Raw genomic sequence first — 21873 nt, 5'->3', positions numbered from 1 at the left:
TGTGCAAGCACCGCATAACACCGTGTTGAGGACGAAGTGGTTTAAAAGACGCAGAAAAGCCCCCCGCCGTTCCGGCGGAGGGCCTGCTGCCGGCCGCGCTCGGCGAGCGCGGTGGGCTCAGTACTCGTAGTCCGCGATCACCCAGGTGGCGAATTCCTTCCAGAGGGCCACGCCCGCCTGGTGCTCGGGGTGCTCGACGTACCGGCGCAGCGCGTCGGCGTCGTCGAAGCCGGAGTTGATCGCGAAGTCATGGGCGATGGGGCGGTCGCTGAGGTTCCAGCCCAGCTCCCAGAAGCGGATCTCGGAGATCTTGCCGTCGAGTTCCCGGAAGGCCTTCTCGCCCTCCACGACACGCGGGTCGTCCCTCTCGACACCCTCGTTGAGCTTGAAGAGGACCAGGTGGCGGATCATCATTCTCCTCCGTTGGCGACCCAGGTCATGAAGTCGCCGATGGCCTTCGCGGCGTCCGATATGCCCTCGAACCCTATCTGGACGTAGTCGGCGGCCGTGGACGGGTCCGTGATGATCACGTAGAGCACGAAGACCACGAGCACGTAGACGGCGAGCTTCTTCGAATTCACCGCCACCGCGGCCTCCCTGCCCTTGTCGCCCCGAGGGGCCCCCTGTTGACGGCGGTGAGTGTAGCCTTCACGCCTTTCCCCGGGTCAACGGCCGGATCGGAGCGGCCCCTTGTCCCCCTCGGGACGCACGAAGGGCCCCGTCTTGCGGCGGGGCCCTTCCAGAGCGGTAGCGGAGGGATTTGAACCCTCGGTGACTTGCGCCACACTCGCTTTCGAGGCGAGCTCCTTCGGCCGCTCGGACACGCTACCGAGAGAGACCTTACAGCACCGGAACCCCTGCTCCGAAATCGGTATCCGCCGGGGTTCACCTGTTCCGGAAGAAGTCGGTGAGCAGGCGGGCGCACTCCTCGGCCCGTACGCCCTCGACGACCTCGGGGCGGTGGTTGAGCCGCCGGTCGCGCACCACGTCCCAGAGCGAGCCGGCGGCGCCGGCCTTCTCGTCCCGGGCGCCGTAGACGACCCGGTCCACCCGGGACTGCACGAGCGCGCCCGCGCACATCGTGCACGGCTCCAGGGTGACCACGAGCGTGCAGCCGGTCAGCCGCCACTCGCCGAGCGCCGCCGCGGCCCGGCGGATCGCCAGGACCTCGGCGTGCCCGGTCGGGTCGCCGGTGGCCTCGCGCTCGTTGTGACCGGTGCCGAGCACCGTCGTACCGTCCGGGGACAGCACGACGGCGCCGACGGGGACGTCCCCGCCCCGGACGGCCAGTTCGGCCTCGTCCAGGGCGAGTCGCATGGCGGGCCGCCAGCGGTCGCGTACCGGGTCCCGGGGACCCGTGGCTTCCTCCGGCGTCAGCGGACGGTCTCCAGGACGTCCGCGGCACCCAGCGCCTCTGCGATCGCGCCCAGCGCGTCGTCGGCGTCGAGCGCCTTCAGCTCCTTCTCGCTGACACCGAGGTCGTCGAGGATCTCGCTGTCGCCGACCGGGCTGTGCGGCACGGCGTCGGCGGAGGAGCCGTCCTCGTCGTCGTCGGAGTCGCCGTCGGGCTCCTCCGTGCCGTCGAGGTCGAGGGAGTCCAGGTCGGAGTCGTCGTCACCGGGCTCCCTTCCGAGCAGTTCGTCGGTGAGCAGGATCTCGCCGTAGCTGCTGCGGGCAGCGGCGGCGGCGTCGGAGACGTAGATACGCGGGTCGTCCTCGCCGTCTATGCGGACGACACCGAACCAGGACTCCTCCTGCTCGATCAGGACGAGGACCGTGTCCTCCTCGGGATTTGCCTCCCTGGCCAGGTCGGCCAGATCCGACAGCGTCTCCACATCGTCGAGCTCTGTGTCGCTCGCTTCCCACCCGTCTTCGGTGCGCGCGAGCAGTGCGGCGAAGTACACCGTGACTCTCCCACTGGTCATAGGCGTGCCGGTTGGGGGTCCCCCCGGCGGAGGTTGCGGGCGGGAGTGCGGTGCTCCGAGCCCCGCCCACTCGGAATCGTGGCAGAAACGGAGCGTTCAGGGGACGTCTTCGGCTCCCTGTGTCCGCCCGTTTTGATCGTCCACCAGCGGGATCGTACGCGGCCTCCGGTGCGGCGCACGCACAGGAGGCCCGGGAAAGGGCCGCGGGCTACCAGCGGAAGGTGCGCATGCGCATGGCGTGGCGCAGCCGCGCGGCCTTGGCGCGGCGGGGCTGGACGCGGTCCCGCAACTCACGGGCCTCGGCCAGGTCGCGCAGGAACTGGGCGCGCCGCCTCCGGCGTTCCGCGTCGGTCTCCGGCCGCGCGGCACCCTCCCGGGACTCCCTGTCAGGCATGTTCACACCCCCAGTACGTCCCTCCCACTTTCCCTCTGATGGGCGGTTTGATGCCAGCGCGATGGACGCGGTGACCCGGTTACTGTTAGAGCCATGCGTCTCCACGTCGTCGACCACCCTCTGGTCGCCCACAAGCTCACCACGCTGCGCGACCAGCGCACCGACTCCGCGACCTTCCGCCGTCTCGCCGACGAACTGGTCACCCTGCTCGCCTACGAGGCCACGCGTGACGTGCGCACCGAGCAGGTCGACATCCAGACGCCGGTCGAGCGGACCACGGGCGTCAAGCTCTCCTACCCGCGCCCGCTGGTGGTGCCGATCCTGCGGGCCGGCCTCGGCATGCTGGAGGGCATGGTCCGGCTGCTGCCGACCGCCGAGGTGGGCTTCATGGGCATGATCCGCAACGAGGAGACCCTCCAGGCCTCCACCTACGCCACGCGCATGCCGGAGGACCTCTCCGGGCGCCAGGTGTACGTCCTGGACCCGATGCTGGCCACCGGGGGCACCCTGGTCGCGGCGATCCAGGAGCTGATCAAGCGCGGCGCCGACGACGTGACCGCGGTGGTCCTGCTGGCCGCCCCCGAGGGCGTCGAGGTCATGGAGCGCGAGCTGGCGGGCACCCCGGTGACCGTCGTGACCGCCTCGGTCGACGAGCGCCTCAACGAACACGGCTACATCGTCCCGGGCCTCGGCGACGCAGGCGACCGCATGTACGGCGCAGCCGAGTAACCCCGCTCACCCCCTCGGCCCCCAAGGCGCGAAGCGCCCCTTGGGGGCGCGGGATCAGCGCACCCACCCCTCGATGGCGCGAAGCGCCACCAAGGGGCGCGGGGAACCGCGCGACCAACCACGACGCACCCGCACCCGCTGACCAACACCGCGCGGCACTCACCCCAGGGGCGCGGGGAACTGCGCGACCAACCACGACGGCGCCGCGGACAAAGCCGAACCCCGCGAGGACCTCAGCAGCCCTTCTTCGCCCCGGCGGCAGCCGCCCGCGCGGAGACCAACACCCCCAGCGCCTTCTCCGCCTCCGCCTCACTCGCGAGCTTCTTGAAGGACGTACCGAGGATCAGATCGACCTCGGCCCCCTTCCGCCCCGCGTCCGTCCGCCGCTCCGCCCCGCTCACCCGAGCCCCGACGACCGGCAGCGACGTATCCAGCGAGGCCGAGGGACCGAGCAGGATCCCGGCGCCCTTGACCTTCTTGTCGTACTCCTTGGTCGCGTTGCCCACGTCACCGATCTTGAAGCCGCGCTTCTTCAGTTCGTCCGCGGTCTTCTTGGCGAGGCCGCTGACCGGCGTCGCGTTGAACACGTTGACGGTGATCACGCCCGGCTTCGGCAGCGCGGCGGGGCTCGGCGAGGCGGCAGCGGGGGCGGCCTTCTTCGCGCACTCCGCCTTGGATCCGGCCGCAGACGCCTGGTCGCCGCCGCCGGTGAAGAGGTCGACGAGTTGCAGCGTGCCCCAGCCGAGCAGGCCGAGCGCGGTGACGGAGGCGACGGCGGCGAGAACGAGCCTGCCGCGCCGCCGGGGGCGGCGCATCCGCGGGTACTTGTCCCCCGTGATGCGGTACTGGCCGCCCATGCCGGGGGGAGTCAGCATGCTCATGGGCGCAGCGTAGTGCGCCACGGCGGCCGTGCCTACTAGATGATCATTCGACAGGGGTCAGGAGAACCCGAAAGGGCCAACCCTTCACCGCACGGCCACGCGATCCGCGACCGCCGAAGGAGTCGGCCCGTCACCCGGAGAGTGGGTCAGTCCAGTTCCAGGACGCGCGCGTGCAGCACCTGGCGCTGCTGGAGCGCGGCGCGCACGGCCCGGTGCAGGCCGTCCTCCAGGTACAGATCGCCCTGCCACTTGACGACATGCGCGAACAGGTCGCCGTAGAAGGTGGAGTCCTCGGCGAGCAGGGTTTCCAGGTCGAGCTGGCCCTTGGTCGTCACGAGCTGATCGAGGCGGATCGGGCGCGGCGCGACGTCCGCCCACTGCCGGGTGCTCTCCCGGCCGTGGTCGGGGTACGGCCTGCCGTTTCCGATGCGCTTGAAGATCACACGGAAAGCCTACCGGTCCAGACGTTCCGGGCGCAGCCATGGCGACGGAGTGCGACGCTGGAAAAGATGCCGTGAATCGGGGCGAATCGGAACAGGTGCCTGAGATGAGTGACAGCGAAACCATGCCGTCGGCCGCCGCTCCCGAGAAGTCGGCCGCCGCTCCCGAGAAGCCGGGGAGCGCCCCCGCCCTCCCGGAGGAGGCGCTGGCGATCGCCTCCGGATACGCCTTCACGGGGCCCGCGCTGGATCTGGGCGCCCTGATGTGGGACGGGACGTGCCTGGCCGACGCGCAGATCCGGATCCCGCTGCCGATGCTCAACCGCCACGGGCTGGTGGCCGGCGCCACCGGCACCGGCAAGACCAAGACGCTCCAGCTGATCGCCGAACAGCTCTCGGCGCAGGGCGTGCCGGTGTTCCTCGCCGACATCAAGGGCGACCTGTCCGGTATCTCGGCGCCGGGCGTGGCGAACGACAAGGTCACCGCCCGCGCCGGCGAGGTCCACCAGCAGTGGACGGCGACCGGCTTCCCCGCGGAGTTCTACGCCCTCGGCGGCCTCGGCCAGGGCATCCCGGTACGGGCCACGATCACCAGCTTCGGCCCGGTGCTGCTGTCGAAGGTGCTGGGGCTGAACCAGACCCAGGAGCAGTCCCTCGGCCTGATCTTCCACTACGCCGACACCAAGGGCCTGGAACTGGTCGACCTCAAGGACCTCAGGGCCGTCATCACCTTCCTGACCTCGGACGAGGGCCGGGGCGAGCTGAAGGACATCGGCGGTCTGTCGACGGCGACGGCCGGGGTCGTGCTGCGTTCGCTCACCGCCTTCGAAGCGCAGGGCATGGCGGACTTCTTCGGTGAACCGGAGTTCGACACGGCGGACTTCCTGCGCACGGAGCGGGACGGCCGGGGCATGGTCTCGGTGCTGGAGCTGCCCGCGGTGCAGGACAAGCCGCAGCTGTTCTCCACCTTCCTGATGTGGCTGCTGGCCGATCTCTTCCACGACCTGCCCGAGATGGGCGACGCCGACAAGCCGAAGCTGGTCTTCTTCTTCGACGAGGCGCATCTGCTCTTCAACGACGCCTCCAAGGCGTTCCTCGACTCCATCACCCAGACCGTCCGGCTCATTCGCTCGAAAGGGGTCGGCGTCTTCTTCGTCACGCAGACCCCGAAGGACGTACCCGGCGACGTCCTCGCCCAGCTCGGCAACCGCGTCCAGCACGCCCTGCGCGCGTTCACCCCGGACGATCAGAAGGCGCTGCGGGCGACGGTGAAGACCTTCCCGAACTCCGGCTACGACCTGGAGGAACTGCTCACCGGGCTCGGCACCGGCGAGGCCGTGGTGACCGTGCTCAGCGAGAAGGGCGCCCCGACCCCGGTCGCCGCGACCCGGTTGCGCGCCCCCGAGTCCCTGATGGGGCCGGTGGCCCCGGAGGCGCTGCGGCAGGCGGTGACGGGGTCGCCGCTGTACGGGCGGTACGCGCAGGCGGTCGACCGGGAGTCGGCGTACGAGAGGCTCCAGCGGCCGCCGGCGGGCAAGGGGCCCGACGAGGTGACCACCCCGGACGAGCGGACGGCACCCGGAAAGGGGACGGCTCCCGAGAAGGGGACCGGGAGGCGGAAGGCCGCGCCGAAGGCGGCCGAGGAGGAGCGGTCGATGGTCGAGCAGGTCGTCGGCAGCGGCATGTTCAAGTCGCTGGCCCGCTCCATCGGCACCCAGATCGGGCGGGAGATCACCCGTTCGGTCTTCGGTACGGCGCGGCGGAGGCGGTAGGCCCGCCTCCGCCCACGGCTCAGCGGTCGCTCTTCCTCACGGGCCGCTCGTCCCGGTTCAGCCGCGGTCGCGGCTCGGGCTTGGGCTCGCCGCTGCGGGCGGCCTCCGCGCGCAACAGGGCGCGCAGGACGGCGTAGGGATCGACGGGCATGGGGGTGCTCCTTGCGTCGTGCTGAATCTGATGAACCGGCGGTGACCGGTCCGGTCAGCAGCGCAGGACCACCGAGCGCCGGGCGAAGGGGGTGCGCGGCCGCGGCACGCGGACGGGGGCCGCGGTGCGGGGGCGCGGCGCGGGAGGCGGCGGGAGGACCGCGGTGCGGTGCGCGCGGCGGGCCGCCGCCGGTCTGGGGACGGCGTCCAGGACGTCGTACTCGATGATCTCGGCGGCCGTGGCGGCGGCGGGGGAGACGGGGGTGCCGGCGGGTGCCGTCGGTACGCACAGGGCGAGCAGCAGGACGAGGGTCCGCAGCCAGGCGCGGCCGTGCGGGAGGCTTCGGGCGGTGCTCACGGAAGGTCACCTCCCCGGCCGGCGCGGCCCATTCGCCACGCCGCGCCCGAGAACCGCCCACACGGCCGAGCGCCACGCCAGGCGCCACGCGCCCCGCGACGACCGGCGACACGCGCCCTGTCACGGCAGGTGGCACGCGCCCTGCCAGGGCAGGCGCCACGCGCCCTGTCACGGCGTCCGGCACACGCCCTGTCACGGCGTCCGGCACACGCTCTGTCACGGCAGGCGGCACGCGCCCCGCCGCGGCAGGCGGCACGGTCCCCGCCGCGGCGCCCGGCGCGCCCTCGACCGTGGGGCACCCCCACGTCATCGCGGGCGTGGGGCGCCCCCACGTCATCGCGGGCGTGGACCGCCACGGCGCTCCCGGTGCCGGTCACAGGGTGCGCGGGAGCCGTCGGACCCGGGCCCGTACCCGCAGCCCGGTCACGATCTCGACGACGCCGACCACGACGAGCCAGCAGCCGCCGAGGAGGGTGAGCACGGCGACCGACTCGACCGGCGAGACGATCAGCACGATCCCGGCGATGAAGGTGACGATGCCGAGGAACTCCTGCCAGCCGCGGGCCGGCACGGCCGGGTCGGAGGCGGCGGCCAGGGTCTGGGTGATCCCGCGGATCACCCAGCCGATGCCGATCCACAGCCCGAGCAGCAGGATCGAGCGCATGGGGCCGCGGAAGCAGAACAGTCCGAGCAGCAGGGTGAGGGCACCACTGACGAAGGCCAGCACGCGCAGGGAGGTCGTCCGGTGCGTGCCGAACGCGGCGATGAGCTGGAGCACGCCGCTGACCAGCAGATAGAGGCCGAACAGCACCCCGGCGACCAGTAGGGAGGCGTCGGGCCAGACCAGGACGAGCACCCCGAGGAGCAGTGCGAGCGCCCCGGCGGTCAGGACGGTCTGCCAGGCCGCGCGGGAGAGCAGGTGCAGCGGCCCCTCCAGGGGCGGTTCGGCTTCGAGGCCGCCGCGCGGCACGGGATGCTGCGCGTGGACCCTGCGGTCGTCGTACTCCGGTCCCCAGGAGGGTCCGGACGGTGCCTCGCTCATGGTTCATGCTCGAACCGGGCGCGGAGCCCCTGCCACCTGGGGAGGGCTGGACGACGTACGGCCGCCCCGGGCGCTACTCGCCGGCGGCCTTCGCGGCCTTCGCGGCCGCCTTCATCTCCTGCTTGTGCGCCCGCACCTTCGCCAGGGACTCCGGTCCGGTGATGTCCGCGACCGAGCGGAAGGACCGGCTCTCGCCGTACGCCCCGGCGGCCTCGCGCCAGCCCTTGGGGGCCACGCCGAGCTGCTTGCCCAGCAGCGCCAGGAAGATCTGTGCCTTCTGCTTGCCGAAGCCGGGCAGCTCCTCCAGACGCCGCAGCAGCTCCTTGCCGTCCGCCACGCCCTTCCAGACCAGCTCGGCGTTCCCGTCGTAGTGGTCGACGAGGTACTGGCACAGCTGCTGGACGCGCTTGGCCATGGACCCCGGGTAGCGGTGCACGGCCGGCTTCTCGGCCAGCAGCGCCGAGAACGCCTCCGGGTCCTGCGCGGCGATGTCGTGGGCGTCCAGGTCGTCGGCGCCGAGCCGGTCCGCGATCGTGCGGGGGCCCTTGAACGCCCACTCCATCGGAACCTGCTGGTCCAGCAGCATCCCGACCAGCGCGGCGAGCGGACTGCGCCCGAGCAGCGCGTCGGCTTCGGGTTCCTGGGCGAGGTGAAGGGTGACGTCCATGCGTCGATGATGCCCCCGGGCGTTCGGGGGCACATCTTCGCGGGCGGTCAGGGCCGCCAGTACCCGAGCGCGTGCATCCGCTCCTTGGCCACGCCCAGTTCCTTGCGGGCGTACGCCGACAGGGTCCGGGTCGTCAGGGTGTCGCAGGCGATCCAGAGGTAGGGGTGCTCGGTCTCGTTCAGCAGGCCGGGCAGGTCGGCGCGGACGGTGTCGGCCAGTTGGTGGCGGGCGACCGTGCGGACCTCGTGGCGGGACGGGTCGCCCCGGTAGGGCAGGCCGTCGAGGTCGCCCTCGAACCAGATCGTGGCCGGGGCCGAACCCAGTTCGTCGAGGAGGGAGTTGAGCGCGGGCAGCGAGGCGGGGTCGGCCATCGCGAAGACGTGCGTGGGCTCGGGCCGGGGATGCTGGAAGCCCGTGCCCTGGACCGTCGCCTCGATGGTGTTCCCGGCTTTCGCCGCCCGCGCCCAGTCACTGGCGCGTCCCTCGTGGAGCGCGAATTCTAGGCTGAAGGTGCCGGCCTCGGGGTCGGGGTCGACCAGGGTGTAGGCCCGCTGGTGCGGCTTGCCGCCGTCGTCGAACCAGAGCCTGACCCACATCGTCGGGTGGACGCCGGTGGCCGTGAGCAGGCCGCCGTCGGTCAGGTGCAGCCGCCGGTACGCGGAGGAGACGTCCTCGGCACCGGTGACCGTCAGTTCGAAGTCCTTCGCGCCCATCAGTTTCAGGACCGTGCCCTGCCAACCGTGCCCCTGCCCCACCGTCATGTCCCCCTTCACGCGTCGCGTACGATTCCGCCACAGATTAGTTAGGCAAGCCTAACCTAAAGCACAGCGACTAGCACAGGAGGGTGACAGGTGACCGCAGAGATCCACCGCGACGCCTGGGGCATCCCGCATCTGCGCGCGGACGGCGTCCGCGAACTGGCCCGAGCCCAGGGACATGTCACGGCACTCGACCGGGCCTGGCAGCTGGAGGTGGAGCGGCGCCGCGCCGAGGGCACCTCCGCCGCCCTGCTCGGCCCCGAGTCCCTGCCCTGGGACCGCTTCGTCCGGCAGGCCCGGCTCGACGACACCGCCCGGCGCTGCTGGGCCGCGCTGGAGCGCGAGGACGCCGAGACGGCCGACTGGATCAGGGCGTACGTCGACGGAGTCAACGAGGGGCTCGCCGAGACCTCCCTGCCGCTGGGCACGCCCGGCCGCTGGGCACCGTGGACGCCGTTCGGGATCTGGCTCGGCGTGCACATCCTGTTCGCCGGCTTCCCGGCCAAGCTCTGGCGCGAACAGGCGGTGCGGCACCTCGGCGAGGAGGCCGTCGGCCTGTTCGCGGTCGACGGCCCCGGCAGCTCCGGCAGCAACGGCTGGCTGGTCGGCGGCGACCGCTCGGTCACCGGCCGGCCGATCGTCGCGGGCGACCCGCACCGGTTCATCGAGGACGCCGGCGTCTACCAGCAGATCCACCTCTCCTGCCCCGAGTTCGACGTCGTCGGCCTCGCCGTCCCCGGCATCCCGGGCATCGCGCACTTCGGGCACACCGGCTCGGTCGCCTGGTCCATCACCAACGCCATGGCCGACTACCAGGACCTGTACCGGGAGCGGCTGCGCCGCACCGGCGCGGGGGTGGAGGCGCTCGGCCCGGACGGCGGCTGGCACCGGGCCGTCCGGCACACCGAGACCGTCGAGGTGGCCGGCGAGGAGCCGGTCGAGATCGAGGTCGTCGAGACCGAGCGGGGCCCCGTCGTCATCGGCGGCCCCGAGGGACTCGACGACGGCTCCGACGCCGAGTGCGCCATCAGCCTGCGCTACCCGCCCCGCGTCACCGGTGACCTGGGCTTCTCCACCCTGCTGCCGCTACTGCGGGCCCGCCGGGTCGCCGACGTGGACCGGGCCTTCGACCGCTGGGCCGAGCCGGTCAACGTCGTCCAGGCCGCCGACACCGAGGGCGGACTGCTGCACCGCGTCGCCGGGAAGGTCCCGCTGCGCGGCACGGCCAACCGCACCCGGCTGGTCCCCGCCTGGGAACCCGGCCACGAGTGGCGGGGCTGGCACGAGATGCCGTACGGCGAACTCACCGACGGGGTCGCGGTGATGGCCAACCAGCGCGGTCCGGCCACCCCGCTCGGCGTGGAGTTCGCCGCGCCGCACCGCGCCGACCGCATCACCGAACTGCTGGCCCAGCGGCGCAAGTGGGCGCCCGGCGACATGCCCGCCGTCCACACCGACACCCACCTCGGCTCCGCGGCAGCCCTGTTGGAGCAGGTCGCCGCCCTCGACGGCCTCTCCGCCGAGGCGGAGCGGGCCCGCGACACCCTGCTCGCCTGGGACCGCCGGATGGACGCCGACAGCCGGCCCGCCGCCCTCTTCGCGGCCGTGCGGCACGGTGTCGTACGGCGGATCGCCGCCCACCCCGCGCTCGCCGCGCTGACCACCGCGCCCGCCTACCCCGAGGTGCTGCTGCCCTGGCTGGCCCTCGTCCCACGCGTCGGCTTCGCCCTCGAACACCTGCTGCGCGCCGAGAAGTTGTACGGGATCGACCGCCCCGAGGCGGTGCGCGCCGCGCTGGAGGAGGTGGCCGCCCGGCCGCCCGAGGGCCCCTGGGGCGCCACCCACCGCCTCGCCCCCTGGCGGGCGCTGCCCGCCGAGTACGAGGAGCCCGCGCTCTCCGGCGACCACGACTGCGTGCTGTGCACCTCCTCGGTGCCCGGCATCACCGACCTCGCCGCCCGCGGTCCCGCCGCCCGCTACGTATGGGACCTCGACCGGCGCGAACACAGCCTGTGGGCCGTGCCGTTCGGCGCCTCCGGAGTGCCCGGCACCCCCCACCACCGTGACCAGCTGCCCCTGTGGACGGACGGAGAACTGGTCCCCGTCGTCACGGACTTCGACCGACTGGAGAAGGAAAGAGATGTCTGAGCCCCGCGAGACGCTGTACGAGCAGCCGGTCGACGGATTCGGCACCGTGAGCGTCCAGCGCCTCGACCCGCGTGCCGACGCCGACGTCGTGCACACCTGGGTGAGCGGGGAACGCGCCGCGTTCTGGGGCATGAACGGCCTCACCCGCGAGCAGGTCACCGAGATCTACGCCCATCTGGACACCCTCGACACCCACCACGCCTTCCTGGTCCGGCGCGACGGCGTCCCGGCCGCCCTGCTCCAGACCTACGAGCCCGAGGCCGACCGGGTCAGCGAGTGCTACGACGTCGAACCCGGCGACATCGGCGTCCACCTGCTGCTCGCCCCCGCCGGACCGGAGGGCGCCCGGACCGGCTGGACCACCGCCCTGCTCACCGCGCTCACCCGCTACGTCCTGGTCGGACTCGACCGGCGGCGCGTCGTTGTCGACCCCGACATCGCCAACGACAGGGCCGTCGGCCGCTTCCTGCGCCAGGGCTTCGAGGCGGGTCCCGTGGTCACCCTCCCCGAGATCGACCTCCCGGACGTGTACCTGCCCGAGAAGAAGGCCCAACTGGCCTTCCTGCGCCGGGAGGCGGCCTTCCCCGGGTGACCCTCCCGCGGGCCGGCTCGGACGGCGCGGGGCTGGACGCCGGACCGGGCACCGTGGTCGCCTGAGCGGCGAGCCCGCGACGTACGTACGTATCCGTGTGGCGGAGACCGGGGAACCCTGGGAAGACGGAGAGACGACGTGGGCGGACGGCGCGGAGTTCAAGGGCTGGTGCTGCTGGGAGCCGTGCTGGTCCTGCTCGTCCTCGGCGGCGCGGGAACGGCGTCCGCGCACGCCGCCCTCAGCGGCACCGACCCCGCCGACGGATCCGTCGTGTCCACGGCCCCCCGTCAGCTCACCCTGACCTACACGGAGTCCGTGGGGCTCCTCGCCGACTCGGTCCGGGTCCTCGGACCCGACGGACGGCGGCTGGAGCTCGGGGACGCCGAGCACGCGGGCGGGTCGAGCAAGGTCCGGGTCACCCTGCCCCGCTCGCTGGACCAGGGCACCTACACCGTGGCCTGGCGGGTGGTCTCGGCGGACAGCCATCCGGTGTCCGGCGCGTTCACCTTCTCCGTCGGCAAGCCCTCGCCCACCCCGGTCGCCCTGGACACGGGCCCCACCGAGGACCCGGCGACCGCCGCTCTGCACAAGATGGCCCGCTATCTGGCGTACCTGGCGGTCGCGCTGCTCATCGGCACGGCCGTCTTCCTCGCCGTGTGCCGGCCACCTGACCCGGCGGCGCTGCGCCGGCCGCTGCTGACCGGCTGGTGGACCCTGCTCGCCACCACCGTGGCCCTGCTCCTGCTGCGCGCCCCCTACGAAACCGGGGAGGGCCCGGCCGCCGCCCTCGACGCCGACGCCCTGTCCCGCACCCTCACCGGCCGCCCCGGCCTGGCCCTGCTGGCCCGTCTCGCCCTGCTGCTGCTCGCCGCCGCGCTGCTCCTGCGGCAGTCCCGGCGCGGCCACCGCTGGGCCCGCGCCGACGCCGTGGCCGGCGGTGCCCTCGCCGTCGGTCTCGCGCTGACCTGGGCGGCGGCCGAACACGCCTCGGCGGGCATCCAGGTGCCCCTGGCGATGACGTCCTCGGTGCTGCACCTGCTGGCCACCGCGGTCTGGCTCGGCGGGCTCGCGGCCCTGCTCATCACCCTGTTCCGGGAGCAGATGCCGTCCCCCGCGACGGTGATCCGGTTCTCCCGGCTCGCCTTCGCCTCGGTGACCGTCCTGGTCGTCACCGGCGTCTACCAGTCCTGGCGCGGCCTCGGCTCCTGGGACGCGCTCACCGGCTCCCCGTACGGCAGGCTCCTCGTCCTGAAACTCGCCGCGGTCACGCTGCTCCTCGCGGCCGCGGCCCTCTCCCGCCGCTGGACCGTACGGGCCGCGACGACCGCCGCGACCGCCGCGACCGCCGCGACCGCCGCCGAGACTGCCGTACGGGAGAAGGTGCCGGAGCCGGTGGGCGGTCCTGCCCTGCCCCCGGTGGGCGGTCCGGACCTGCCTGAGGCGCCGCCCCCGCCGCCGCCCGCAGACGACCACCGGCGCGCGCTGCGCCGCCCGGTGCTGGCCGAGGTGGGCCTCGGAGTCGTGGTCCTCGTGATCACGACCGTGCTCACCGGGACCCTGCCGGGGCGGGCCGAGGCCGAGGCCGCCGCGGCCGCCGCCGCGCCCCCGACCGGCGGCACGCTCTCCGTCACCGTTCCCTTCGACGTCGGCACCCCGGGCGGCAAGGGCAAGGTGGAGATCGGCCTCGCCCCCGGCCGGGTCGGCGACAACTCGCTCCAGGCCGTGGTGATCGGCCCGGACGGCGGGCTGTCCGCGGTCCCCGAGCTGAAGGTCACCTTCACGCTGCCCGCCCAGGACATCGGCCCCCTCGACGCGGGCCTCACCGACCAGGGCGGCTACTGGGCCAACAGCTTCGTCAAGCTGCCCCTGGCCGGGACCTGGACCATGAAGGTCACGGTGCGGGTCTCGGACATCGACCAGGTGAGCGTGGAGCGGCGGGTCGAGGTCCGCTGACACCCCGGCCCGCCGCCCCGCCGCTGCTCCGGGCTGTCAGTGGTGGGCGTGCACGACGGCGTGCCCCTTGCCGCGCCCGATCATCCACTTGTTGACGGGCGTGGTGACGACGAACGCCACGGCGAACCCGCCCAGCAGGGCGCCCCAGAACAGGCCCTCGTCCAGATGGGCCTCCATCGCCCCGGGCGTCAGGGCGATGATCGCGTTGTCGACCAGTTCCATCACGGCGATGGAGACGGTGTCGGCGGCCAGCGCGACCTTGACGGCGGACCGGAGGTCCAGCCCGGCGCGCACCACGGCGAACAGGGTGAAGGAGTAGCCGAACAGGAACGCCAGCGTGATCGCCAGCACCATGGTCGGGACGTTCCCCCAGCCCAGGGCGGTGCCGATCACCATGCCGAGGATCTCGCCGACGGCACACCCGGTGAGGCAGTGCAGTGTGGCCCGGACCGCCATGCCCCAGGAGGCGCCGTGGCCCGCGTGACCGTCCGTGTGCGCCGTCCGGTGAGTGCTGTGATCGCTGTGATCGCCGTGGTCCATGACTGTGTCCCCATTCCCCTGACGCGGCCCGGGTTCCCGGCGCCACCGCGTGGAACCATATACCCCCCTGGGGTATTCCCCACCCGCGTTGCGGGCGGGTCACACCGGCCGACCGCACGGTGTGAGAGCGGCGCAACGGAAAGTCCCACGCGGTCTAACAGCGGGGAAACCGGCTCTCACGGCGGCCGCACTAGCTTCGTGACATGAGGCTGCGCACGGCGGTACGGCCGCTCCACGCCAGGCTTGTCGCGATCACGGGGAAGGGGGCGGTGCCCCGTTCGTCCCCCGGCCGGCGGCCGGTGTTCGGCTGGCGCAGCATCGGCGGGCGGGTGGCCGTGGTGGTCACCGTGCCGATCTGCTTACTCCTCGCCGTCGCCGGTCTCGCGGTGCACGGCCGCGCGGAGGCCCTCGGCGAGGCCCGCGCCACCCGCGCGGAGGTCGGGCTCAGCCTGCGCGTCCAGGCGCTCGTGCACCAACTGCAACGCGAACGCGGCCTGACCAACGGCATGCTGGGCGGAGCGGAGGGATTCCGCTCCCCGCTCACCGCGACCCGCGCGCGCGTCGACACCGCGCTGCGCGGTCTGCGCGAGGAAGCCGAGGTCGAGGACGTCGTCCGGGACCACCTGCGGCGCCTGACCGCCGTCCGCGCCGCCGCGGACCGGGGCACCGCCGACCCGGCCGTGACGCTCACCTACTACAACGGGGCCGTCGACGCCCTGAACGCCGTCGACCCGGTGTCGGACACCGAGAGCGGCGTCGACCGCCAACTCCGGTACGGACTGGCCGCGTTGCGCGAACTGGCCGCGGCCAAGGAATCCGTCGCCCTCGAACGGGGCCTGCTCAACGGGGTGTTCGCCCGGGGGGCCTTCAGCGGCCGCGCCTACCTCGACTTCACCGAGGTGCGGGCCGCCCGGGTCGCCGCGCTCACCCGCTTCCGCCAAGTGGCCACCGCGCCGCAGCGAGCGGCCCTGGACCGGGCCTTCGCGACCCCGGCCGCCGAACGCGCCGCCGCCCACGAGCGGCGGGCCGAGGGCGCCGCCGAGGGATCCCCGCTGCGCGCCGACGCCGGCACCTGGTGGGACGCGATGACCGTGCTCGTCGACGACCTGTACGCCGTCCAGCGGTCGGTCGGTGACGACGCGCGGGACCGCGCCGACCGGCTCAGCCACGAGGCCGCGCGGGCCCTCGCCGCCTATCTGGCCGGGGGCGCGATCGTGGCCGCGTTCCTCGCGGCGCTCGCCGCCTTCGCCTCGCGTTCCCTCACCCGCCCCCTGCGCGCGCTCGCCGAGACCGCGCACGACGTGGCCCGGCACCGCCTCCCCGAGGCCGTCGCCCGCATCCAGCGGTCCCCCGAAGAGCCCACACGGCCCGGACCACTCTCCCAGCTCGGAACAGCCGTGCGGCCCGGAGCGCCCACGGCCGTCGGGGACACCCCGGCCCCACGGCTGCCCTCGGACACGCCCTTGGGCTCGGCCTCGAACACGGCCGCCGCCCCCGCCGCCCCCGACATACCCGCGCCGGGCGGTGCCGCCGAGATCGCCGAGGTCGCTTCCTCCTTGCGGCAGGTGGAACGCACCGCGCTCCAACTGGCCGCGCAGCAGGCCGCACTGCGCCGCAACACCACGGAGTCCCTGGCCAACCTCGGCCGCCGCAACCAGAACCTGGTGCGCCGCCAACTCGCCCTGATCACCCGGCTGGAACAGCAGGAACTCGACCCGCAGGCCCTCGCCGAACTCTTCGAACTCGACCACCTCGCCACCCGGATGCGCCGCAACGCCGAGAGCCTGCTGGTCCTCGCCGGCCAGAACCCGCCCAGGGCCACCGCGGCCCCCGCGCAGGGCCTGGAGATCGCCCAGGCCGCGGTCGCCGAGGTGGAGCAGTACCGCAGGGTCCTGGTCGCGGCCGTGGAGCCGGTGCGGGTGCGGGGGTACGCCGTCGCGGACGTCGTCCACCTCCTCGCCGAACTCGTCGAGAACGGGCTGAACTTCTCGCCCCCGGACCGGCCCGTCGAGATGCACGGCTGGCACGACCCCGACGACGGCGCCTACTGCTTCGCCGTCGTCGACCACGGCGTCGGCATGCCCGAGCCCGACCGCCGACGCGCGGGCGCGCTCCTGGCCGGCTCCGGCGAGGAGACGCTGCCCGCCGCGCCCACGCGATTCCTGGGGCACCAGGTCGTGGGCCGCCTGGCCCGGCGGCTCGGCGAGGGCACCCAGGTCCACCTCTTCGACACACCCGGCGGCGGCCTGTCCGCCCTGCTCACCCTCCCCGGCCGCCTCCTCGCCCCCGCGGCGGCCCCGGGAACCGACGGGACCCCCGCGGTTCCGGCCCCGCCCGCCGCCGGTCCCACCGTCTCCGCCCTGCTCAACGGCTTCCGGGCAGGTGTCGCCCGCGCCGAGGCCAGAACCCCCCAAGGAGCGTGACCATGACCACCGCCGTCCAGAGCTTCGGCTGGCTCGTCTCGGAGTTCGTCCGTACCACCGACGGCGTGACCGACGCCGTAGCCGTGTCGTCCGACGGCCTGCTCATGGCCGCCTCGGACAGCCTCGACCGCGACCGGGCCGACCACCTGGCCGCCGTCGTCTCCGGCATCACCAGCCTCGCCCAGAACGCGGCGACGGCACACGGCTTCCACGGCATGAAGCTCGTCATGATCGAAATGCTCGGCGGCTTCCTCATGGTCGGCCGCGTCCGCGACGGAAGCTGCCTGGGTGTCCTCGCCGCGGAGGGCTGCGACGTCGGCCTGGTCGGCTACGAGATGGCGGTCCTGGCCGACCGCGCGGGCGAACTCCTCACCCCGCAACTGATCCGCGAACTCCACTCCACACCCAGGTGAGGGTGGCAGCCGGACAACGTCGAAGGGCCCCACCGCGAACAGTGGGGCCCTTCGACGTTGGTGCCCGGTGAGGCACTGGCGGAGGATACGAGATTCGAACTCGTGAGGGGTTGCCCCCAACACGCTTTCCACCTGTTCGTCTGGGGGTTCGGCGAGGGGCATGGGTGTTCTGACCTGCGGGGACGCGGTGACTGGTGAGCCTCGTGAACCCGTGGCGTACGCCGGTGAATGCAATCAGAACCGCAACCGTCGCCCGCCTATTTGCCGCTCTCCGGGCCGTACCACTGGAGAGCCTGGCCGGTCACTGCCGCGATGCAGGCGAAGTCGTGGTCGCGGTGCAGGAGGGTGAGTCCTTGCAGCTCGGCCGTCGCGGCGACGACGAGATCCACCGCACCCGCACTGCGATGCTTTCCCTGTTTGGTGAGTGCTTCCTGGACCTGCCAGGCGCGGTCGTAGGCGCGGTCGTCGACGGGAACCCAGCCGAAGATCAGGCGTATGTCCTCGATGCCGCGCGCCCTGTCGGCGGCCGATCGGGCGCTGTAGAAGAACTCGAGCTCGGTGATCGGGCAGGTGGCGATGAGCCCGGCGGCTGCCGCCTGGTCCCAGCCGTACTGCTCGGCGTCCTCGCGCATGAACCGAGCGAGCGCGCTGGTGTCGATCAGGAACTGGGCCGCGTTCACCGGCGGTAGTTCCCCTTGTTCTCGAACAGCTCCAGATCGAATGCGCCGTCCCCGGCTGCGGCCCGCAGCCGGGCGAGAGCCAAGGCGCGACGCCGACTCTCCAGCACCTCGCGAAGAGCGGTGTTGACTGTCTCCTTCTTGGTGCTCGTACCCAGGGCTTTGGCCACGTCCGCGACCAGGTCGTCGTCCAGGTCGATAACCGTCCGACTCACGAGTGCCTCCCTGATATCAAATGTGGGGCCAAGTATATCTCGCGAGGCGCCTGCGGGGTGGCACCCTCGGGCACCCGGCCTGGCCGCCGAGTCCTACGCAGGCATCACGCCATGGATGCGGGAGAGAGTGAAGACGCGTTCCGCCTCGCGCAGGTGGCACCAGGCGTCGAGGTAGGGCGGGTCGAGCTCCAGGTCACTGAGAGTGCGTACCGTCCGGTTGCCCGAGGTGGCGATGTACTCGACCGTGATCGCCGCACCGTTGTCGATGGCATGGGCGACCTGGCGGATGTCGCTGTACGACAGGTGCTTCGCGTATCCGGCGACGATCTCCTCGGTGTCCGTCGCGAAAGGCACCCCGCTGCCGAACGGGTCGGGTTCCGGTGCGGTTGGCGGGGCCTTGAGCAGCCGGTCCGCCAGGACGTCCATCCCGGCGTCGGCGGGGATGTCCGCGGCGTGGGCTGCGGCGGTCCGGGGGCCGCGCCGCCCGGCGTTCCTTCGCGGGGGCGGGACGGCAGCGGCGGCCCTCTGCGGCAGGCGCTTTTCGATGCGTACCGTTCCCCCGGCGGTCTCGGCGACCGGGGCGTAGCCCACGGCACGGAGTGCGGCGAGAGCCGTCGCGGGTGAGCTGCCGCTGACCAGGACCGTCGGGGCGAGCTGCCGCAGGGCGAGCTTGGACAGCGCGCGGTGGGCGGCGAGTTCGGCCAGGAGCGCGGGTTCGTCGCCGTGGATGACACAGGCCGCGGGGGCGATGCGCACCCGCCCGTGACCTCGTGCGGTGTCGGCGATGAGATAGGTCAGAGGCTGTGGCAGCGCTGTGGCGGAGCCGGCTGCCAGGTCGGCTGTGATGTCGTCCGGGGTGCGGCCGGAGTCCAGGGCCCGGCGGATACTGCCAGCACTGAAGCGCCAAACCGACGCCGTGCCACTGGTCTCCCGGTCGGCCATCGAATCCAGCAGCGCCGCGAGTCGTGCGGACGGGGTGCCGGTGACGATGGCGGTGAGGTCGGCGCCGATCCGGGCCGTCGTGGTCGCGGGAGGCAGCAGCCGCCGGGCCGTGATGTCGAGCTCCTCGTCGGCGTGGGCCGCCAGGTGGGCACCGAGCGGGGACAGGGCACCCCGTGCCAGCACACCCAGCAGTTCGCCTTCGCGGATCACGGTGCTGAACGGTGCCGTGTCCTCGGGAGAGGCGTCGTCGGCGAGCGGACGGTGCCAGGCCACGAGCGGCCCCAGCTCCGAGGCAACCTTCACACCGTGTCCTGCAGGGAGCCCCGCCGCCGCGGTGAGCAGCCCGTGGCGGGCTTGCAGGCAGCCGCCACAGTCAGGTGCACCGGCGAGCGCGGGAAGCGCCTTGTTGTCTTCGTCGCGCGCCCGGGTGGGGGTGAGTGGCAGGTCCCGCCATGCCCGGAGCAGTACGGCGAGTTGTTCTGCGGGCTCCTGTTCGGCCCAGGCGTCGTACGCCTCGGTGGGAGGTACGCGATCGCCGTCGCGGGCCAGCAGCCCGGCGGCGTACGCGGTCTCCAGGGCGAGGCGCACGACGGCGTCGTCCGCTTGGGCTGCCTTGCTGAGCCGGGCCAGTTCACGCGCGCCGATCCCGCCCGACTTCAGCCGGGTAGGTGGAGCGGTCGCGCACGCCGAGAGGACGGAGGCGGCATGGGCCGCGAACGCGGTGGCGGACACCGCGGCCTCCCGCTCCACCTCCGAGGAGGTGATGGGCACCAACTGAGTGACGGGCGGCAGAGGTTCGAACGGAGCATGCCAATCGGGGCCCCGCAGGGCCAAGGCCACCTCGAGCGGCATCCGGACGGGCCCGTACTGGTGACGGTCCTGGAGCAGAAGCCCGCGGTCGAGTGCCCAGCGGGCGCCTGGTTGGAGGTCGCGGCCAAGAGCCCCGAACACGACGAACAGTGGCTGACGCGGCGTGGACCTGGTGCTCTGCTCAAGCAACTTCCGTGTGGCCGCCGGTGCGTCCGCCACCAACGCGGCGACCCGTTCCGCGTCACTGTGGTGCTCCACCAGAGCCGCGAGTCGTTGCTGCTTGGTGCCGGGCGGCTTGACACCCAGGACCGCCAGCATGCCGCGCAGTTCCTCCGATGTGGTGCCGGCCAGCAGCTCTTCCAGCGGGGCGTCAAGTCCCAGGGGCGTGCTCCACGCCTGCCGCAAGGGCGTGGACATGCGGAGTGCCTCGTTGCCGTCGTGCCACACGAGCGCCCGATCCGACAGCGCCTCCAGGGTCGCGTCCAGGGCGTGCACCGCCGCAGGGGAGGCCGAGCCGAGCAACTCCGCGAGGCTGTCGCGGGTCGCTCGTGCTCCCAAGGCCGCCAGCGCCTCGGCGGCCTGCAAGCACGGCAGCGTGAGGCGCGGCAGGACGAGCGCCACGGACCCCGGACGTTGGAGACGGTCCGCCAGTTCTCCCAGCGAGCGTGGTTCCGGCGAGGAGGCTGCGTCCTTCCGCATGGCGAGTACGCGTGCCAGGCGGGAACCGTCGAGTCCGCTCAGCCAAGCCGCAAGCGTCGATCGGGACTTCATAAGGGTGCACCTCGACAGACAGGAAACGTCACAGGCGAGCCGAAGCTGCTTCGGCGCCAAGGCCAAGGATGGAGCAGTTCCGGGGGCGCCGAAGGGATGACGGGATATAAATGCAACCAAAACTGCAACCAGCGCACGACGAAGATCCGAGCCGCGATCGCGGCTCGGATCTTCGTTTCGCCTAGTCAGGCGGCGGAGGAGGATACGAGATGCGAACTCGCGAGTGGTTGTCCCCAACACGCTTTCACGGCCGACAAGATCGGTGGGCTCCTCTGGCCGCTGCCCGAGGTGCCGCCCGAACTCTCGTTCAAGGAGATCCTCACTCGGCGGCGGTCTGAGCGCCGCGCACTACATCAGCGTGGCTGTCGGCCCGAATGCGTCTGCATTCGGGCCGACTTGGGCTGTACCCCCTACGGGTCCCGCCCCCGAGGGGGTGAGGAGGTTATTCGGGGCTGCCTTCGTCTGTAGTGGTCTCGTCGTCGATCAGCCCGTAGGGGGGTACTGAGCGCCGCCACCTCAGCGTCGCCCTCGGGGCTAAGCAGCTTCTTCCGGAGGGCGGTCTCGTCCCAGAGCTGGATGACGAGGCTGTGTTCCTTTTTCCTCGCCTTCGACCACGTGTCCCACCATGCCGTCATGGGGCCGTCCATGCTGGAGGGGATGCACAGAATCCAGCTGGCGCCGCCGAGGTTCCCGGCGAATTGGCTGGACACCCGTCGGCACGGCTATCGAGTCAGGCACAGCCCACCCCCCTGCGCCGGTAGTTGCACACAAGACGTTCCTTGTGGTCACACAGCGTATTGGTTGAGCGTAACCAACTCCCACTTATCTGATCAACAAGTGGAACGTGCTGGAGCCACGGTTCAGGCATGCAGATCGTCTTGGCGAGAGGGCTGCAGGCAGCCCTCTCCCGCAGGGAGCCGTCGCCGCCTGATCGCGGCAACTGCAACCCTCAACGTCGAAGGGCCCCACCGCGAACGGTGGGGCCCTTCGACATCGTGCCCGGTGAGGCACTGGCGGAGGATACGAGATTCGAACTCGTGAGGGGTTGCCCCCAACACGCTTTCCAAGCGTGCGCCCTAGGCCTCTAGGCGAATCCTCCGCTCGGAACATTACATGACCGAGGGGAGTGCTCGCGAACTCGTTCCCACCCCCTGACGTCGGGTACTCTGTGCGGAGCCCCTCACGCGGCGCTATCTGACTGAACTCCCCCAGGGCCGGAAGGCAGCAAGGGTAGGTCGGCTCTGGCGGGTGCGTGGGGGGCGCTTGCGTTCCC

General features: G+C 72.3%; 23 protein-coding genes, 2 tRNA genes and 1 other RNA gene. 8 read left to right on the top strand and 18 right to left on the bottom strand.

All coding sequences use genetic code 11. From position 1 onward, the window contains the following. Positions 1-117: 117 nt before the first annotated feature. The 6 genes from AB0E07_RS13535 to AB0E07_RS13510 form a co-directional block, all read right to left on the bottom strand. Positions 118-411 carry a Dabb family protein gene (locus tag AB0E07_RS13535; RefSeq protein WP_362249868.1) on the bottom strand — a complete coding sequence of 98 codons (294 nt, stop codon included), beginning with the start codon at positions 409-411 and terminating at the stop codon, positions 118-120. Then, positions 411-587, bottom strand: coding sequence for a hypothetical protein (locus AB0E07_RS13530; RefSeq protein WP_362249865.1), 177 nt, complete (start codon positions 585-587; stop codon positions 411-413). The genes AB0E07_RS13535 and AB0E07_RS13530 overlap by 1 nt, the downstream gene beginning before the upstream one ends. Before the next feature lie 158 nt (positions 588-745). Further along, a tRNA-Ser gene (locus AB0E07_RS13525) sits at positions 746-830 on the bottom strand. Positions 831-885: 55 nt separating this feature from the next. Next, entirely contained in the window at positions 886-1317 is a 432-nt protein-coding gene (gene tadA, locus AB0E07_RS13520; RefSeq protein ID WP_362249862.1) for a tRNA adenosine(34) deaminase TadA, read from the bottom strand. Positions 1318-1373: 56 nt separating this feature from the next. Then, positions 1374-1904: a hypothetical protein gene (locus AB0E07_RS13515; protein ID WP_362250262.1), complete on the bottom strand. Its 531-nt coding sequence runs from the start codon at positions 1902-1904 to the stop codon at positions 1374-1376. 229 nt (positions 1905-2133) lie between these two features. Continuing rightward, positions 2134-2319 carry a hypothetical protein gene (locus AB0E07_RS13510; protein ID WP_362249860.1) on the bottom strand — a complete coding sequence of 62 codons (186 nt, stop codon included), beginning with the start codon at positions 2317-2319 and terminating at the stop codon, positions 2134-2136. 93 nt (positions 2320-2412) lie between these two features. On the opposite strand from AB0E07_RS13510, the gene upp reads away from it, so the two are divergent. Beyond that, a complete protein-coding gene (upp, locus tag AB0E07_RS13505) occupies positions 2413-3048 on the top strand; it encodes a uracil phosphoribosyltransferase (RefSeq protein WP_015659394.1) in 636 nt (211 codons plus the stop codon). Positions 3049-3281: 233 nt separating this feature from the next. On the opposite strand, the gene AB0E07_RS13500 is transcribed toward upp, so the two are convergent. Both AB0E07_RS13500 and AB0E07_RS13495 read right to left on the bottom strand, forming a co-directional pair. Then, positions 3282-3929 (bottom strand): LytR C-terminal domain-containing protein, encoded by a 648-nt coding sequence (locus AB0E07_RS13500; protein WP_362249856.1) that lies wholly within the window; start codon positions 3927-3929, stop codon positions 3282-3284. A gap of 146 nt (positions 3930-4075) precedes the next feature. Further along, entirely contained in the window at positions 4076-4372 is a 297-nt protein-coding gene (locus AB0E07_RS13495; RefSeq protein ID WP_030420160.1) for a type II toxin-antitoxin system VapB family antitoxin, read from the bottom strand. Positions 4373-4476: 104 nt separating this feature from the next. Between AB0E07_RS13495 and AB0E07_RS13490 the strand changes: the two genes are divergently transcribed. Next, the gene (locus AB0E07_RS13490; RefSeq protein ID WP_362249853.1) at positions 4477-6141 is read left to right on the top strand and encodes a helicase HerA-like domain-containing protein; all 1665 of its coding nucleotides are present in this window, start codon (positions 4477-4479) and stop codon (positions 6139-6141) included. A gap of 19 nt (positions 6142-6160) precedes the next feature. Here the strand turns inward: AB0E07_RS13490 and AB0E07_RS13485 are convergent, their stop codons facing one another. The 5 genes from AB0E07_RS13485 to AB0E07_RS13465 all read right to left on the bottom strand — a co-directional run bounded on the left by AB0E07_RS13485 (position 6161) and on the right by AB0E07_RS13465 (position 9113). Continuing rightward, positions 6161-6292: a hypothetical protein gene (locus AB0E07_RS13485; RefSeq protein ID WP_362249850.1), complete on the bottom strand. Its 132-nt coding sequence runs from the start codon at positions 6290-6292 to the stop codon at positions 6161-6163. A gap of 54 nt (positions 6293-6346) precedes the next feature. Beyond that, complete coding sequence (locus tag AB0E07_RS13480) at positions 6347-6649, bottom strand: hypothetical protein (protein WP_362249847.1); 303 nt, start codon at positions 6647-6649, stop codon at positions 6347-6349. 373 nt (positions 6650-7022) lie between these two features. After that, a complete protein-coding gene (locus tag AB0E07_RS13475; RefSeq protein WP_362249844.1) occupies positions 7023-7691 on the bottom strand; it encodes an HdeD family acid-resistance protein in 669 nt (222 codons plus the stop codon). A gap of 73 nt (positions 7692-7764) precedes the next feature. Then, on the bottom strand, positions 7765-8358 hold the full coding sequence (locus AB0E07_RS13470; RefSeq protein ID WP_362249841.1) for an HhH-GPD-type base excision DNA repair protein: 594 nt from the start codon (positions 8356-8358) through the stop codon (positions 7765-7767). Between the two features lie 47 nt (positions 8359-8405). After that, the gene (locus AB0E07_RS13465; RefSeq protein WP_362250260.1) at positions 8406-9113 is read right to left on the bottom strand and encodes a siderophore-interacting protein; all 708 of its coding nucleotides are present in this window, start codon (positions 9111-9113) and stop codon (positions 8406-8408) included. A 96-nt stretch (positions 9114-9209) separates the two neighbouring features. Between AB0E07_RS13465 and AB0E07_RS13460 the strand changes: the two genes are divergently transcribed. The 3 genes from AB0E07_RS13460 to AB0E07_RS13450 all read left to right on the top strand — a co-directional run bounded on the left by AB0E07_RS13460 (position 9210) and on the right by AB0E07_RS13450 (position 13809). Further along, the gene (locus AB0E07_RS13460) at positions 9210-11264 is read left to right on the top strand and encodes a penicillin acylase family protein (RefSeq protein ID WP_362249839.1); all 2055 of its coding nucleotides are present in this window, start codon (positions 9210-9212) and stop codon (positions 11262-11264) included. After that, the gene (locus AB0E07_RS13455; RefSeq protein ID WP_362249836.1) at positions 11257-11856 is read left to right on the top strand and encodes a GNAT family N-acetyltransferase; all 600 of its coding nucleotides are present in this window, start codon (positions 11257-11259) and stop codon (positions 11854-11856) included. The genes AB0E07_RS13460 and AB0E07_RS13455 overlap by 8 nt, the downstream gene beginning before the upstream one ends. A 168-nt stretch (positions 11857-12024) precedes the next feature. After that, positions 12025-13809: a copper resistance protein CopC gene (locus AB0E07_RS13450; RefSeq protein WP_362250257.1), complete on the top strand. Its 1785-nt coding sequence runs from the start codon at positions 12025-12027 to the stop codon at positions 13807-13809. Between the two features lie 36 nt (positions 13810-13845). Here AB0E07_RS13450 and AB0E07_RS13445 read toward each other — a convergent pair whose 3' ends face one another. After that, a complete protein-coding gene (locus AB0E07_RS13445; RefSeq protein ID WP_362249834.1) occupies positions 13846-14349 on the bottom strand; it encodes a DUF4396 domain-containing protein in 504 nt (167 codons plus the stop codon). A 203-nt stretch (positions 14350-14552) separates the two neighbouring features. Between AB0E07_RS13445 and AB0E07_RS13440 the strand changes: the two genes are divergently transcribed. Further along, positions 14553-16772, top strand: coding sequence for a nitrate- and nitrite sensing domain-containing protein (locus tag AB0E07_RS13440; RefSeq protein WP_362249831.1), 2220 nt, complete (start codon positions 14553-14555; stop codon positions 16770-16772). 2 nt (positions 16773-16774) lie between these two features. Continuing rightward, on the top strand, positions 16775-17185 hold the full coding sequence (locus AB0E07_RS13435; RefSeq protein ID WP_362249827.1) for a roadblock/LC7 domain-containing protein: 411 nt from the start codon (positions 16775-16777) through the stop codon (positions 17183-17185). Positions 17186-17442: 257 nt separating this feature from the next. Here AB0E07_RS13435 and AB0E07_RS13430 read toward each other — a convergent pair whose 3' ends face one another. The 4 genes from AB0E07_RS13430 to AB0E07_RS13415 form a co-directional block, all read right to left on the bottom strand. Then, the gene (locus tag AB0E07_RS13430; RefSeq protein WP_362249824.1) at positions 17443-17865 is read right to left on the bottom strand and encodes a PIN domain nuclease; all 423 of its coding nucleotides are present in this window, start codon (positions 17863-17865) and stop codon (positions 17443-17445) included. Then, entirely contained in the window at positions 17862-18077 is a 216-nt protein-coding gene (locus AB0E07_RS13425) for a type II toxin-antitoxin system VapB family antitoxin (protein WP_053752751.1), read from the bottom strand. Before AB0E07_RS13425 ends, AB0E07_RS13430 begins: the two co-directional genes overlap by 4 nt. 93 nt (positions 18078-18170) lie before the next feature. Then, positions 18171-20600: a helicase-associated domain-containing protein gene (locus tag AB0E07_RS13420; RefSeq protein WP_362249820.1), complete on the bottom strand. Its 2430-nt coding sequence runs from the start codon at positions 20598-20600 to the stop codon at positions 18171-18173. 1011 nt (positions 20601-21611) lie between these two features. Beyond that, a tRNA-Ser gene (locus tag AB0E07_RS13415) sits at positions 21612-21699 on the bottom strand. Between the two features lie 72 nt (positions 21700-21771). Here AB0E07_RS13415 and ffs point away from each other — a divergent pair. Beyond that, an RNA gene (ffs, locus tag AB0E07_RS13410) (signal recognition particle sRNA small type) lies at positions 21772-21870 on the top strand. Positions 21871-21873 lie beyond the last annotated feature (3 nt).

Origin of the sequence: Streptomyces sp. NPDC048002 (assembly GCF_040653275.1) — a bacterium.
Lineage (GTDB): Bacteria > Actinomycetota > Actinomycetes > Streptomycetales > Streptomycetaceae > Streptomyces.
Note: the sequence above shows the minus strand (reverse complement) of the source record. Positions and strands in the feature narration are given on the sequence as shown.

Bases quoted from the DNA above. Each gene is read 5' to 3' on its own strand.
- AB0E07_RS13535 (WP_362249868.1), bottom strand. From the start codon at position 411: ATGATCCGCCACCTGGTCCTCTTCAAGCTCAACGAGGGTGTCGAGAGG.
- tadA (WP_362249862.1), bottom strand. From the start codon at position 1,317: ATGCGACTCGCCCTGGACGAGGCCGAACTGGCCGTCCGGGGCGGGGAC.
- AB0E07_RS13510 (WP_362249860.1), bottom strand. From the start codon at position 2,319: ATGCCTGACAGGGAGTCCCGGGAGGGTGCCGCGCGGCCGGAGACCGAC.
- upp (WP_015659394.1), top strand. From the start codon at position 2,413: ATGCGTCTCCACGTCGTCGACCACCCTCTGGTCGCCCACAAGCTCACC.
- AB0E07_RS13500 (WP_362249856.1), bottom strand. From the start codon at position 3,929: ATGAGCATGCTGACTCCCCCCGGCATGGGCGGCCAGTACCGCATCACG.
- AB0E07_RS13490 (WP_362249853.1), top strand. From the start codon at position 4,477: ATGAGTGACAGCGAAACCATGCCGTCGGCCGCCGCTCCCGAGAAGTCG.
- AB0E07_RS13485 (WP_362249850.1), bottom strand. From the start codon at position 6,292: ATGCCCGTCGATCCCTACGCCGTCCTGCGCGCCCTGTTGCGCGCGGAG.
- AB0E07_RS13475 (WP_362249844.1), bottom strand. From the start codon at position 7,691: ATGAGCGAGGCACCGTCCGGACCCTCCTGGGGACCGGAGTACGACGAC.
- AB0E07_RS13470 (WP_362249841.1), bottom strand. From the start codon at position 8,358: ATGGACGTCACCCTTCACCTCGCCCAGGAACCCGAAGCCGACGCGCTG.
- AB0E07_RS13455 (WP_362249836.1), top strand. From the start codon at position 11,257: ATGTCTGAGCCCCGCGAGACGCTGTACGAGCAGCCGGTCGACGGATTC.
- AB0E07_RS13445 (WP_362249834.1), bottom strand. From the start codon at position 14,349: ATGGACCACGGCGATCACAGCGATCACAGCACTCACCGGACGGCGCAC.
- AB0E07_RS13440 (WP_362249831.1), top strand. From the start codon at position 14,553: ATGAGGCTGCGCACGGCGGTACGGCCGCTCCACGCCAGGCTTGTCGCG.
- AB0E07_RS13435 (WP_362249827.1), top strand. From the start codon at position 16,775: ATGACCACCGCCGTCCAGAGCTTCGGCTGGCTCGTCTCGGAGTTCGTC.
- AB0E07_RS13420 (WP_362249820.1), bottom strand. From the start codon at position 20,600: ATGAAGTCCCGATCGACGCTTGCGGCTTGGCTGAGCGGACTCGACGGT.